Below are 12380 nucleotides of genomic sequence, written 5' to 3'. Positions count from 1 at the left end.
ATTGCGCAGGCCGCCAATCCGGCCTTGCCGGCTATAAGAGAGAGGAGTGAGACATGAAATTCGCAACGCGCCGTTCCGTTCTGAGTTCGCTCGTGTGTGGAGCGGTGCTCGCCAGCCTGTCGCTCGCCGCGCCGCTCGCGCACGCGAGCAAGGATCATCCGGAAATCGGTTTCTGTATCGACGACCTGCGGGTCGAACGCTGGTCGCGCGATCGCGACTATTTCGTCGCTGCGGCGGAAAAGCTCGGCGCCAAGGTCTCGGTGCAATCGGCCGACGCCAGTGAAGAGCGGCAGATCTCGCAGATCGAAAACCTGATTTCGCGCGGCGTCGACGTCATCGTGATCGTGCCGTTCAATTCGAAAACGCTCGGTAACGTGGTAGCCGAAGCGAAGAAGGCGGGCATCAAGGTCGTGTCGTACGACCGGCTGATTCTCGACGCCGATATCGACGCCTATGTCTCGTTCGATAACGAGAAGGTCGGCGAACTGCAGGCCCAGGGCGTCTTCGACGCGCAACCGAAGGGCAACTACTTCATGCTCGGCGGTGCGCCCACCGACAACAACGCCAAGATGCTGCGCGAAGGTCAGATGAAGGTCCTCAAGCCGGCCATCGACCGTGGCGATATCAAGGTAGTCGGCCAGCAGTGGGTGCCGGAGTGGAGCGCGTCGACGGCTCTGCGCATCATGGAGGATGCGCTGACCGCGAACAACAACAAGATCGATGCGGTGGTGGCGTCGAACGACGGCACGGCAGGCGGCGCGATTCAGGCGCTCGCCGCGCAGCACCTGGCCGGCAAGGTGCCCGTGTCGGGGCAGGACGCGGACCTTGCCGCCGTCAAGCGCCTGATTGCCGGCACGCAGACGATGACCGTCTACAAGCCGCTCAAGCTGATTGCCAGCCAGGCCGCGAACCTTGCCGTGCAGCTCGCGAAGGGCGAGAAGCCTGCCTATAACGCCCAGTACGACAACGGCAAGAAGAAGGTGGACACCATCCTGCTGCAACCGACGCTTCTCACCAGGAGCAACGTGGATGTGGTCGTGAAGGACGGTTTCTATACCCAGGCGCAGCTCGCGAGCCAATAAGTGGAATCGACGTGCGGCGGCGCCGGCTGCGCATGACACGCAGCGGCGTTGCCGCGCTTCTTGTAGCGAGGCAAATGGGTATGACGCAACCTCTACTGGCGATGCACAACATCGTCAAGGCGTTCTCCGGCGTGAAGGCGCTCGACGGTATCGACCTCGCGGTTGCGCCCGGCGAGTGCGTCGGCCTGTGCGGAGAAAACGGCGCGGGCAAGTCGACGCTGATGAAGGTGCTTTCCGGTGTTTATCCGTACGGCACGTGGGAGGGTGAAATCCTCTGGGAAGGGCAGCCGCTGAAGGCGGCCAGCGTGCGCGATACCGAACACGCCGGCATCGTCATCATCCACCAGGAGTTGATGCTGGTGCCGGAGTTGTCGGTGGCCGAGAACATTTTTCTGGGCAACGAAATCACCCTGCCCGGCGGGCGCATGAACTACGCGGCGATGTTCCAGCGCGCCGACGAACTGCTGCGCGAACTGCATATCGAGGGCATTAATGTCGCACAGCCGGTGATGAACTACGGCGGCGGCCATCAACAGCTGATCGAGATTGCCAAGGCGCTCAACAAGCGCGCGAAGCTCCTGATTCTCGACGAGCCGTCGTCGTCGCTGACCAGCGCGGAAACGCAGATTCTGCTCGACATCGTGCGCGATCTGAAGCGGCGCGGTGTGGCCTGCGTGTATATCTCGCACAAGCTCGACGAGGTCGAAGCCGTATGCGACACGATCACCGTGATCCGCGACGGCCGGCATGTCGCTACCGAACCGATGCGCACGCTGACCACCGATCGCATCATCGCCATGATGGTAGGCCGCGAGATTACCAACCTGTTTCCGCGCGAGCCGCGGCCGCTTGGCGAGGTCATCTTCGAAGCGCGTCACGTGAGCTGTTTCGATGTCACCAACCCGCGCCGCAAACGGGTCGACGATGTGTCGTTCAGTTTGAGACGCGGCGAGATACTCGGCGTGGCGGGACTGGTGGGAGCGGGGCGCACGGAATTGATGCAGTCGATCTTCGGCGCCTATCCGGGCGTAAGCGAAGCGACCGTGCTGCTCGAAGGCAAGCCGCTGAAGATACGCGCACCGGCCGATGCGATCCGCGCCGGCATCGCCATGGTGCCCGAGGATCGCAAGCGTCACGGCATCGTGCCGCACCTGAGTGTGGGGCACAACATTACCTTGTCGGTCTTGCAGCGCTTTGCCGGCGGGGCGCGTATCGATTCGGCAGCCGAACTCGATACGATACACACGGAGATGAAGCGGCTCTCGGTGCGCGCGGCGCATCCGATGCTCCCGATTGCCAGCCTCTCCGGCGGCAACCAGCAGAAAGCCGTGCTTACCCGCATGCTGCTGACCGACCCGAAGGTGCTGATTCTCGATGAGCCGACTCGCGGCGTCGACGTGGGCGCCAAATATGAAATCTACAAACTGATCGTGCAGCTCGCGCAGCGCGGCATGTCGATCGTGATGGTGTCGTCGGAAATGCCCGAGGTGCTCGGTATCAGCGATCGCGTGCTGGTGATCGGCGAGGGCGAACTGCGCGGCGACTTCGTCAACGACGGCCTGACGCAGGAGGACATTCTCACCGCCGCGATCCGTCCGGCGCAGCGACCCACGAATCTAACCGGAGCGAGCGCAGCATGACTCCCGACGTCACTTCCCAACCCCCCAAGGACGCCTCAGCGCATGCTTCGTTCGGCGGGGCGCAGCGCCTGCAGCAACTGTTTGCGCGCTACAAGATTCTCGCGCTGCTGTTCGCCGTGGCAGCCATCTGGATCTTCTTCTCGTTTCTGACCAGCGGCGCATTTATCACGCCGCGCAATCTCTCGAACCTGCTGCGGCAGATGTCGATCACGGGAATGCTGGCGTGCGGCATGGTGTTCGTCATCATCGCGGGCGAGATCGATTTGTCGGTGGGGTCACTGCTGGGCCTGCTCGGCGGCGTTGCGGCGATACTCGACGTCAACCGCCATTGGCCGATCGGCGTCACCGTGCCGGTAGTGCTGGTGCTCGGCGTGCTCGTGGGCCTCTTCAACGGCTGGTGGTCGACGTACCGGCGGGTGCCGTCGTTCATCGTCGGCCTGGGCGGCATGCTGGCCTATCGCGGCATTCTGCTCGGCGTGACAGGCGGCTCGACCATTGCGCCGGTGTCCGATAACTTTGTGTTCCTCGGTCAGGGCTATTTGCCGCAGTTCGCGGGCGATACGCTCGCCGTCGTGCTGTTCGCGCTGCTGGCGCTCCTGACGGTGCGGCAGCGGCGCAACCGGCAGCGCTATCAGTTGCAGGTGGTGCCGCTCTGGCAGGACGTGGCGAAGATTGTCGGCGCGGGCGTGATCCTGTTTGCCTTTGTGGCGACGCTCGACCGCTACGGCGGCATTCCGGTGCCGGTGTTGCTGCTGCTGGCGCTGCTCGGCATCTTCACCTGGATCGCGACGCAAACCGTGTTTGGGCGCCGCATCTACGCGGTGGGCTCCAACCTCGAAGCGACGCGCCTGTCGGGCGTGAATACGAACCGTGTGAAGCTGGCGATCTTCGCGCTGATGGGCTTGATGTGCGCGTTCGGCGGCATCGTCAATACGGCGCGGCTGGCGGCGGGGTCACCTTCGGCCGGCTCGATGGGTGAGCTAGATGCGATCGCGGCGTGCTTTATCGGCGGTACTTCGATGCGCGGCGGCTCGGGGACCGTGTACGGCGCCTTGATCGGCGCGCTGGTGATGGCGAGTCTAGACAATGGCATGTCGATGCTCGACGTGGACGCGTACTGGCAGATGATCGTAAAGGGCAGCATTCTGGTGCTGGCGGTGTGGATCGATGTGGTCTCGGGATCGAACCGGCGGTGATTGGGCGATGGCGTGCGGCATGGAGCGATGTAGCGCAAGCCGATGCGTGAGAGACGCCGCGCAGGCACGAATAAGCGTGCTCGCGACGGAGCTGGCTGGTTTCACCGTTTAACGTGGCGGGGCGGCGACGCCTTATCCTATATGGTCCACGCCAATGGTGAAAAAAAGCATGAGCACGATCGAGTACCCCACGACCCTGATGACCTATCGCCGCCGTCTTCTCGGCGCGCTGCTGGCGCTGGCGCCTTCGTTGACGCTGGCCCAGCGCGCAGATGGCGATCCGGGCGCCGGCCCGCAGACTGGTTCAAAGGACGCGGCGCAGCCCAAGGCTGCCGCCGAGGGGGGCACTCACGTTGCCGTCAAGGCGGGCACCAGATCGCTTCCATCGCAAGCACAGGCACGTGACCTCGGCACCCGGCCCGGCGTGCTGCAGCCTGGCCAGTTGAACGCGATCACCGATGTGAGCGGCGTCGCGGTCGGCCATGTCACCTTGATCCAGGGCGATAGCGTCCGCACAGGCGTAACGGCAATCCTGCCTCACCCAGGAAACCTGTTCCAGGACAAGGTTCCTGCTGGCTTTGCGCGCGGCAACGGCTTCGGCAAGTTCGCGGGTTCCACCCAGATCGAAGAACTCGGCGAGATCGAGACGCCGGTCATCCTGACCAATACATTGTCAGTCGCAGAGGGCATGGCGGGCGCGGTGGAATGGACGCTTGCCCAGCCCGGCAACGAACGGGTCGTGTCGGTCAATGCGGTGGTGGGCGAGACCAACGACGGTTTCCTGAACGACATCCGTGGCCGCCATGTCACATCGCAGCACGTCTTGCAGGCGATTGCCGGCGCCACCGCCGGTCCGGTGGCGCAAGGCTGCGTGGGGGCGGGTACCGGCACCCAGGCGTTCGGCTGGAAAGGCGGGATAGGCACCAGTTCACGGCTGCTGCCGCATAGCCTTGGCGGCTACACGATCGGCGTGCTGGTGCAGACCAACTACGGCGGCGTGCTGTCGATAGGCGGTGCACCGGTGGGCCGCGAACTCGGGCGCTACTACCTCAAAGGCGTAATCGACGACCACGGCGGCGACGGTTCGGTGGTCATCGTGATTGCGACGGATGCGCCGCTCTCGGACCGCAATCTGACGCGGATGGCGCAGCGCGCCTTCCTCGGCATTGCCCGCACCGGTTCATCGATGGCGAATGGTTCGGGCGACTACGCAATTGCCTTTTCGACGGCTGCTGCGGTGCGCCGCACACCGCAACGACGCAAGGCGGTCGGCGCGTTCGAGGAACTGTCCAACGACGCGATGTCGCCGCTCTTCCAGGCGGTCTCGGAGGCGACTGAAGAGGCTGTGTATAACGCCATGCTGCAGGCCGTCACCACTACCGGCGTCGATGGACACACGTTGGAGGCGATTACGCCGGCTGCGGTGCAGCGGATCGTCGAACGGCACGCGCTGGGCGTCTGAACGCCATCAAAGCGCCCCGGGCGGCAAGCATGTAAGCAGAACGTTATCTTTTTTGCCGGTGGCGGTTCTGTTGTCTCGCGGATTTGCATCAACTGCGCCGCGTGCCGGTCGCCGCTGGCTTTGTGTGCTTCCTTCCGCCCCGCTTCATCCGTCCCCATGATGCTCGGGACAAACAGCCATTGCCAGCACGGGCCGCCTGTTTTACCGTTGTGCCGACCACCTATTTGCCCGCCGTGTCATGTTCGTCCCTACCGATGCACCGTCACCGTTCCAGTTGCGCAAAGCCAGCATGGACGACTTCGCGTTTGCCGAAGCGCTAACCCGCAGCAACATGGGCGGCTACTATCACCGGCACCATCTCGTCTGGCGCAGCGATCTGTTTCTTGGAAGCTGGCGCGAGTCGGAGAACTACATCCTCGAAATGGACGGTCAGGCGGCCGGTGTGCTGCGCATCACGGAGGAGGGCGACTCGCTGCATATCCGCGACGTGCAGATTGCCGATGGTTTCCGGCGGCGCGGTGCAGGGACTTACCTGCTGGAACTCTCGCATCAATGGGCGCGCGAGCGGGGCTTGCGCGAACTGCAACTGCGCGTGTTCGTCGACAATCCCGCGGCGCGGCTCTATCTGCGCATGGGGTACAAGCTCGCCGGGCCGCGCCTCGCGCAACTCGGGGCGATCCGCCACCTCGCACGTCGCGTCTAAGGGACGTCCTGCGCATCGGGCTCGCGCTGGTCGCGTTCCGAACCGCGCTCGATGAAGGCGCGCGGACTCTTGCCGAAGGCGCGCCGGAACATGGCCGAAAAGGCGCTCTGGCTTTGATAGCCCAACTCCTGGGCCACGTGTGCGAGCGGCCGCCCCTGGCTTAACAGCGGAATCGCCCGGGCGAGCAGCGCCTGCTGACGCCATTGCGAGAAGCTCACCCCCAACTCCTGACGAAACAGCCGCGCAATCGTGCGGGTGCTGGCGCCGACGCTCGCGGCCCACTGCTCGAGCGAGTCGGAGTTGGCCGGGTCCGCAAGCACTGCTTCGCACAGCGCCCGCAGACGCTTTTCGTTAGGCATCGGCACGGACAGCGGCAGCGGCTCGGAGCGCGTCAGCTCATCGAGCGCCAGCGCGCCGAGCACCTGTTCGCGGGCGGCCGAGAGACCGGGCATATCGAGTGCGGCAATCACTTCGCGCAGCAGATTCGACACCTCCACCACACGGCAGGTATCCAGTCCCGGCGGAGCGGCGTTTTCGTCGATATACAGCGTGCGCAAGAAGGCGTCCTCGACGATCGCCACTTCGTGCGTCACATGCGGTGGCACCCAGATTGCCCGTGACGGCGGCACCATCCACGTCGTGCCGAGCGTGCCGATGCGCAGCACGCCGCGCGACGCATAGGCCACCTGTGCCCACGCGTGGGTATGGCGGGCGATGCGCACGCCGGCCGGCATCGGCCGCGAGCGCACTCGGATCGGATGGGCCGGCGTCGGCGCGAAGGCCGGCGGAATATCGGCGAACTCGACCTGGGTGGTGAGCGTTGGGGCGTCGGATTCATTCATGACGGTGGCACCGGGCGGAACCCTGAACGGTTTGCTGGTTCCCATTGTAGGGTGTCCGGCTGTCCGCGACCTGGGCCGGCGTTTTTGCGAACTGCTTTTGCAAAACTGCGGGTGCCGGGAGTGACGGGGGCATAATGCACCCGGGTCATGGACCCCGTATTGATTCAATCGAGAGGACTCACCACGATGCAGAAAGTTTTCGTGTACGGCACACTGCGGGCCGGCGAGATCAACGACATCAGCCAGGCCGCTGCCCGGCACGACATTGCCGAACCGACGCTGCTCGGCGCGACCACGGTGCGTGGCTACCTGTTCGACTTCGGTGCTTATCCGGGGCTGGTGGTCGACGAGGCAGGGCCGCCCGTGCACGGCGACGTCTATGAAATCGATCCGGATCTGATCGCCGTGCTCGATGAAATCGAGGAGATCTATCCCGGTGTCGAGGGTCTCTTCGTGGCGCGCGAGGTGACGGTCGAAGTGGACGGTGCGCCGCTTTCCTGCCGCTTCTATCCGGTCACAAGGAGTGCGGTGAAGGGTCTGCCCGAGATTCGTTGCGGCGACTGGGTTGCCCATCGCCGCACGCGGTAAGGCAAGGTCGCACGCGACAAGCCGCATGTGCTGCACGCTAGGGACCGGCCGTAAAAAAACGGCCCGGCAAGCCTGAGCCTGCTGGGCCGTCCGGTCGGTCAGCCTTGCGAACCGCGCCGCGGCATCATGCAGCGTCGCAGTGACATCTGTGGCGCCGGAACCCATGTCCGGCGCCGGGAGTTGCGCTTGGCGAGGCCTGAGCGCGGGCCTCAGATTTCCTCATACAAGGGCAGCGTGAGGAATTCGGTGAACTGCTCCGAAGTCGACATTTCGGCGAAGATTTCAGCGGCGCGGTCATACGGCTTCGTATCGCCACCCACCGCCTGCTTCACCTTGTCGAGTTCCTGCTTCGACAGCTCGCGCACCAGTTCCGCCGTGACCTTGCGGCCGTCGTCGAGCGCGCCCTTCGGCGAGCGGATCCACTGCCACACCTGCGAGCGCGAGATTTCCGCCGTGGCGGCGTCTTCCATCAGGTTGTGGATCGGTACGCAGCCATTGCCCGCCAGCCACGAACCGAGGTAGTGAATCCCGACGTTGATGTTGTTGCGCAGACCCGCTTCGGTGATCGGCGCTTCCGGGCGGAAGTCCAGCAGATCTTTCGCCGTCACTTCCACGTCGGCGCGCTGCTTGCCGATCTGGTTCGCCTGCTCGCCCAGCACCTTGACGAACTCTTCCATCGCGATCGGCACCAGCCCCGGGTGCGCCACCCAGCCGCCGTCGTAGCCGTCGCCCGCGTCACGCGCCTTGTCCGAGCGCACGCCGCCCATCGCCTTGTCGTTGGCAGCCGGGTCGTTCTTGATCGGGATCAGCGCGCTCATGCCGCCGATCGCCGGCGCGTTGCGGCGGTGGCAGGTCTTCAGCAACAGCAGCGCGTAAGCCCGCATGAACGGCGAGGTCATGGTGATCTGCGAGCGGTCGGCGAGGCAGAAGCCGCGGTCGGCCTTGAACTTCTTGATGGCCGAGAAAATGTAGTCCCAGCGCCCGGCATTCAGGCCCGAGCTATGTTCGCGCAGCTCATACAGGATCTCGTCCATTTCGAACGCGGCGAGAATCGTTTCGATCAGCACCGTGGCGCGGATCGTGCCGCGCGGCACGCCGACCGCTTCCTGCGCGGCGACGAAGATGTCGTTCCACAGGCGCGCTTCGAGATGGCTCTCCATCTTCGGCAGATAGAAGTAGGGACCCGAGCCGCGAGCCACCAGTTCCTTCGCGTTGTGGAACAGGAACAGCGCGAAATCGAAGATGCCGCCCGAGACGCGCTGGCCGTCCACCGTCACATGCTTTTCGTCGAGGTGCCAGCCGCGCGGACGCACGATCAGCGTCGCGGTCTTGTCGTTCAACTGGTACGACTTGCCGTTCTGTTCCAGCGAGATCGTGCGGCGCACTGCGTCCTTCAGATTGATATGGCCGCTGATCTGGTTGTCCCAGCTCGGCGCATTCGAATCTTCGAAGTCCGTCATGTACGAATCCGCGCCTGAGTTCAGCGCGTTGATGATCATCTTGCGCTCGACCGGTCCGGTGATTTCCACGCGGCGGCATTGCAGATCCTGCGGCAGCGGCGCAATTTTCCAGTCGCCTTCACGGATGCTCTTCGTCTCCACGAGGAAGTCGGGACGCTCGCCGGCATCGAGCCGCTTCGTGCGTTCTACGCGTGCTTTCAGCAGCGCCTGACGACGCGGCTCGAACGTGCGATGCAGCGCGGCGACGAGTTCGAGCGCTTCGCGGGTGAGGATCGTTTCATAGCCCGGCTTGATGTCAGCCGTGATTTCCATGCCCTGCGGCAACTGCGACGATGAAAGCGGGTGCGCCATGGTTTCTCCTTGGTCGGTCAGATTGCAAAGATGCAGATAAGCAAATGCGGTTTAACTGCGGGTTACGTGCGGTTTAAGCGCGCCGGGTTGCCTGGCGGTTGTAGGGTGGTTGCCGCGCGCTTGCGAGGTGTCTGGCAGGTGTCCGCCAGGTACTTTCCAGGCATTTTCCAAATGCGGCATCGCGGGCGTCCGTTGGGTGTGCAGACCGTCATACGCCAGGGCTGTGGCGTGTGCGGCTGCGGCTCCCGTCGGGCGCTGCGAGCGATTGCAGAAACACGAGCAGCTCATTCATGCTGCTGCCCGTGCCGTGTGGCGTGACGCCCAGCTCTTCAGCGGGAGCGCCTTGCCGGTTGAGCCAGAAAGTCGTGTAGCCGAACCAGTTCGCGCCGGCAGCGTCCCAGCCGTTCGAGGAGACGAATACGATTTCTCCCGGCGCTACGCCGAATGTCTGGGGGCCGAGCGAGTAAGCTGCGGGCGCCGGTTTGTAGGCACGCACCGTATCGACTGAGAGCACATGGTCGAACAGGCCGCTCATGCCGGCGCTCTTCACGGCGATGTCGAGCATCTGCGGGTTGCCGTTGGAAAGAATCGCAAGGCCGAGCGAGGCGCCTGGGGCGCCGGGTGCGTCCGTGGCGTCCGCCGCACCGGGCACGCCGGACTCGCGCTGAGCCTGCTGGCTGCGTTGGCCGTGCAACTGGCGTAGCGCAGGCACCGCATCGGGAAAGGCGGACAGGCAAGCGTATTCGTCCATCAGGCGCTTTTCCGCCGCGCGATTGAGCGTGAGGCCGAGCTTGTGCGCGGCGAAACGCAACGCGTCGAGCGTGATGTTCCAGAACGGCTGGTAGTGCGCACCGGCCGGGTCGGCCAGCGTACGCAACTGCGTGTATTCGATTTGCTTTTGCCGCCATAACTGCGAGAGCGTATCGCCGTGGCCGGGGAACATCTGCTCCGCTGCAGCGACAACCGAATGCACGTCGAACAGCGTGCCGTAGGCGTCGAAAATCACTGCTTTAGGGGAGAGTGTCGAGGTGAGTGTCGTTGTGGCCGACATAGCCGTGCGCTCCAATTCGAGGTCGAGAGGAATTGTATTAGTGATGCTGCATGCGCAAAAAGAGGCTAAACATCACTTGATCTTTTACTTTCATCCACCTAATCTGGCGCTCATTCCCACTTTTCGGGCGCCTTGGCGTTGCCGCCCGCGTCCGGCTCGGGCTTGTTCATGGACCGTTTCAAGCAGATCGAAACTTTCGTCACCGTCGCGGCCAAGGGCAGCCTGTCGGCGGCGGCGCAGGCCGAGGGCGTGGCACCCGCCATCATCGGCCGCCGCATCGATGCGCTCGAAGAGCGCCTGGGCGTCAAGCTGCTGGTGCGCACCACCCGCAAGATCACGCTGACCTTCGAAGGCTCGGCCTTTCTGGAAGACTGCCAGCGCGTCATTCACGACATGCAGAACGCCGAGGCAAGCGTCTCGGCGGGCGGCGTGAAGGCGAGCGGCCACCTGCGCGTGTCGGCGCCCGCGGGCTTCGGCCGGCGGCACGTCGCGCCGCTGGTGCCGGCGTTTACGGTCGCGCATCCGGATGTCTCGATCACACTCGATCTGTCCGACCGGCTGGTGGATCTGGTCAACGAAGGCTTCGATTGCGCGGTGCGGCTGGGCGAGTTGCCGGACTCTTCGCTGGTGTCCTTGAGACTCGGGGAAAACCGTCGTGTCTGCGTGGCTTCTCCCGCCTATCTGACGCGCCGCGGCGCGCCGCAAAACCTCGCCGATCTGGCCCATCACAACTGCCTCGCGCTCGGCGCCAGCGCCAATCAGCAACGCGGGTGGATGTTCCAGCAGGGCGACAAGGTGGTATCGATCAAGGTATCCGGCACCATGGAGTGCTCGGACGGCGCCGTGCTGCACGAATGGTGTCTTGAAGGCTATGGTCTTGCGTGGCGTTCCTGGTGGGAGGTCGGTGCGGATATTGCCGCCGGCCGGCTCGTCAGCGTGCTCGACGAGTTCGCCGCGCCGCCGATCGGCATTCATGCCGTGTTTCCGCAACGCCGCCATTTGCCGTTGCGGGTGCGGCTGTTTCTGGATTTTCTTAAACATACCTATGGCCATCCCGGCTATTGGGGATGAGGGCCGAGGTTGGGTGGATCGCAGCAAATCACGGCAGAGCAAGGCTGCGCGCGGGTTTCCGATATGCGGACAGACCCGCAGGCGGGCGTCGCGGTAATTTAGGCGCACTACAATCGATTCAGGCGGCCCATTTTTCTCAAGGCCCATGTTGGGCCTGGCCGCACTCTGAGGACCTGTTTGCCGGCTGCTGGCGCAGCGGCGCCTGAGCCGCCACCTTGGCCGCCGCCCGAGCGGGTCCAGCCGCAGTCGACGACGGAGGCACCATGTTCAAGCACATCCTGGTTCCGACCGATGGTTCAGACCTGTCACGCAAAGCGATTGAAGGCGCCATCGATCTCGCCCAGGCGGTCGGCGCGGACGTTACCGCGTATGCCTGCTTGCCGCAGTATCCCTATTCGCCCTTTTCCGAAGTAGTGATCGAGCCTCCGGGCGACTTTCTGGAGCGCAGCGAGCGTGAGGCGCGCGTGCACCTGCAGGAGGTGGAGCGGGCCGGACGCAACGTCGGCGTGGCCGTGACGAGCCGCACCAGCGTGCATCCGTCGCCGTATCTCGGCATCATCGAAGCGGCCGAGAAGGGCGGCTGCGACGTGATCTTCATGGCCTCGCACGGGCGCCGCGGGCTCGGCAGCCTGCTGATCGGCAGCGAGACGCAGCGTGTGCTCACGCATACGAAGATTCCGGTGATCGTGTATCGGTGAGCAGGCGGCACACAAAAACGCGCCGGCGATGAGGCCGGCGCGCGTTTGCGTTACGGCACGGTGCGCTGTGCCGTCTACTGCTTGCCTCTCAGATTCCAGTCCGCCTGGGCCTGTCTCGGGACCTCGTGAGTCCGGCTTGCTGGCCCTCTCCGGCTGACTGTCTCCCCCCTGATTGCGGCCCTCTGGCGGGGCCGCCTTGCGTCGCTTTGTCCGATTCGCTCACGCGTTTCAGGCTG

General features: G+C 64.3%; 11 protein-coding genes. 8 read left to right on the top strand and 3 right to left on the bottom strand.

The features are described from left to right. Positions 1–53 precede the first annotated feature (53 nt). From xylF to FFS45_RS15355, 5 genes are all read left to right on the top strand, one after another. Positions 54–1082, top strand: a complete 1029-nt coding sequence (gene xylF / locus FFS45_RS15375) for a D-xylose ABC transporter substrate-binding protein (RefSeq protein ID WP_137955512.1) — start codon at positions 54–56, stop codon at positions 1080–1082. 80 nt (positions 1083–1162) lie between these two features. Beyond that, entirely contained in the window at positions 1163–2722 is a 1560-nt protein-coding gene (xylG, locus tag FFS45_RS15370; protein ID WP_137955511.1) for a D-xylose ABC transporter ATP-binding protein, read from the top strand. Further along, positions 2719–3918, top strand: coding sequence for a sugar ABC transporter permease (locus FFS45_RS15365; RefSeq protein WP_137955510.1), 1200 nt, complete (start codon positions 2719–2721; stop codon positions 3916–3918). Before xylG ends, FFS45_RS15365 begins: the two co-directional genes overlap by 4 nt. 169 nt (positions 3919–4087) lie before the next feature. After that, positions 4088–5380 carry a P1 family peptidase gene (locus FFS45_RS15360; protein WP_212745733.1) on the top strand — a complete coding sequence of 431 codons (1293 nt, stop codon included), beginning with the start codon at positions 4088–4090 and terminating at the stop codon, positions 5378–5380. A gap of 238 nt (positions 5381–5618) precedes the next feature. Continuing rightward, positions 5619–6083, top strand: a complete 465-nt coding sequence (locus FFS45_RS15355; protein ID WP_137955509.1) for a GNAT family N-acetyltransferase — start codon at positions 5619–5621, stop codon at positions 6081–6083. On the opposite strand, the gene FFS45_RS15350 is transcribed toward FFS45_RS15355, so the two are convergent. Next, positions 6080–6925 carry a helix-turn-helix transcriptional regulator gene (locus FFS45_RS15350; protein ID WP_137955508.1) on the bottom strand — a complete coding sequence of 282 codons (846 nt, stop codon included), beginning with the start codon at positions 6923–6925 and terminating at the stop codon, positions 6080–6082. The genes FFS45_RS15355 and FFS45_RS15350 overlap by 4 nt on opposite strands. A gap of 186 nt (positions 6926–7111) precedes the next feature. Here FFS45_RS15350 and FFS45_RS15345 point away from each other — a divergent pair, with 186 nt between their 5' ends. After that, positions 7112–7513 carry a gamma-glutamylcyclotransferase family protein gene (locus FFS45_RS15345; RefSeq protein ID WP_137955507.1) on the top strand — a complete coding sequence of 134 codons (402 nt, stop codon included), beginning with the start codon at positions 7112–7114 and terminating at the stop codon, positions 7511–7513. Between the two features lie 209 nt (positions 7514–7722). Here the strand turns inward: FFS45_RS15345 and aceB are convergent, their stop codons facing one another. Further along, positions 7723–9324 (bottom strand): malate synthase A, encoded by a 1602-nt coding sequence (aceB, locus tag FFS45_RS15340; RefSeq protein ID WP_137955506.1) that lies wholly within the window; start codon positions 9322–9324, stop codon positions 7723–7725. A gap of 208 nt (positions 9325–9532) precedes the next feature. Next, positions 9533–10375, bottom strand: coding sequence for a (S)-2-haloacid dehalogenase (locus FFS45_RS15335; RefSeq protein ID WP_137955505.1), 843 nt, complete (start codon positions 10373–10375; stop codon positions 9533–9535). A 168-nt stretch (positions 10376–10543) separates the two neighbouring features. Here FFS45_RS15335 and FFS45_RS15330 point away from each other — a divergent pair, with 168 nt between their 5' ends. Beyond that, positions 10544–11446 carry a LysR family transcriptional regulator gene (locus tag FFS45_RS15330; protein ID WP_137955504.1) on the top strand — a complete coding sequence of 301 codons (903 nt, stop codon included), beginning with the start codon at positions 10544–10546 and terminating at the stop codon, positions 11444–11446. 263 nt (positions 11447–11709) lie between these two features. Further along, positions 11710–12144, top strand: coding sequence for a universal stress protein (locus FFS45_RS15325; protein WP_090693937.1), 435 nt, complete (start codon positions 11710–11712; stop codon positions 12142–12144). The last annotated feature ends 236 nt before the right edge of the window (positions 12145–12380 follow it).

This window comes from Burkholderia sp. 4M9327F10 (assembly GCF_005503145.1).
Lineage (GTDB): Bacteria > Pseudomonadota > Gammaproteobacteria > Burkholderiales > Burkholderiaceae > Paraburkholderia.
The sequence above is the reverse complement of the archived record's forward strand: the minus strand, read 5'-3'. Positions and strand labels throughout refer to the sequence as shown.

Excerpts from the sequence above, each read along its gene's own strand:
- FFS45_RS15355 (WP_137955509.1), top strand. The coding sequence starts at position 5,619 with ATGTTCGTCCCTACCGATGCACCGTCACCGTTCCAGTTGCGCAAAGCC.
- FFS45_RS15345 (WP_137955507.1), top strand. The coding sequence starts at position 7,112 with ATGCAGAAAGTTTTCGTGTACGGCACACTGCGGGCCGGCGAGATCAAC.
- FFS45_RS15350 (WP_137955508.1), bottom strand. The coding sequence starts at position 6,925 with ATGAATGAATCCGACGCCCCAACGCTCACCACCCAGGTCGAGTTCGCC.
- FFS45_RS15325 (WP_090693937.1), top strand. The coding sequence starts at position 11,710 with ATGTTCAAGCACATCCTGGTTCCGACCGATGGTTCAGACCTGTCACGC.
- FFS45_RS15360 (WP_212745733.1), top strand. The coding sequence starts at position 4,088 with ATGAGCACGATCGAGTACCCCACGACCCTGATGACCTATCGCCGCCGT.
- xylF (WP_137955512.1), top strand. The coding sequence starts at position 54 with ATGAAATTCGCAACGCGCCGTTCCGTTCTGAGTTCGCTCGTGTGTGGA.
- FFS45_RS15365 (WP_137955510.1), top strand. The coding sequence starts at position 2,719 with ATGACTCCCGACGTCACTTCCCAACCCCCCAAGGACGCCTCAGCGCAT.
- xylG (WP_137955511.1), top strand. The coding sequence starts at position 1,163 with ATGACGCAACCTCTACTGGCGATGCACAACATCGTCAAGGCGTTCTCC.
- FFS45_RS15335 (WP_137955505.1), bottom strand. The coding sequence starts at position 10,375 with ATGTCGGCCACAACGACACTCACCTCGACACTCTCCCCTAAAGCAGTG.
- aceB (WP_137955506.1), bottom strand. The coding sequence starts at position 9,324 with ATGGCGCACCCGCTTTCATCGTCGCAGTTGCCGCAGGGCATGGAAATC.
- FFS45_RS15330 (WP_137955504.1), top strand. The coding sequence starts at position 10,544 with ATGGACCGTTTCAAGCAGATCGAAACTTTCGTCACCGTCGCGGCCAAG.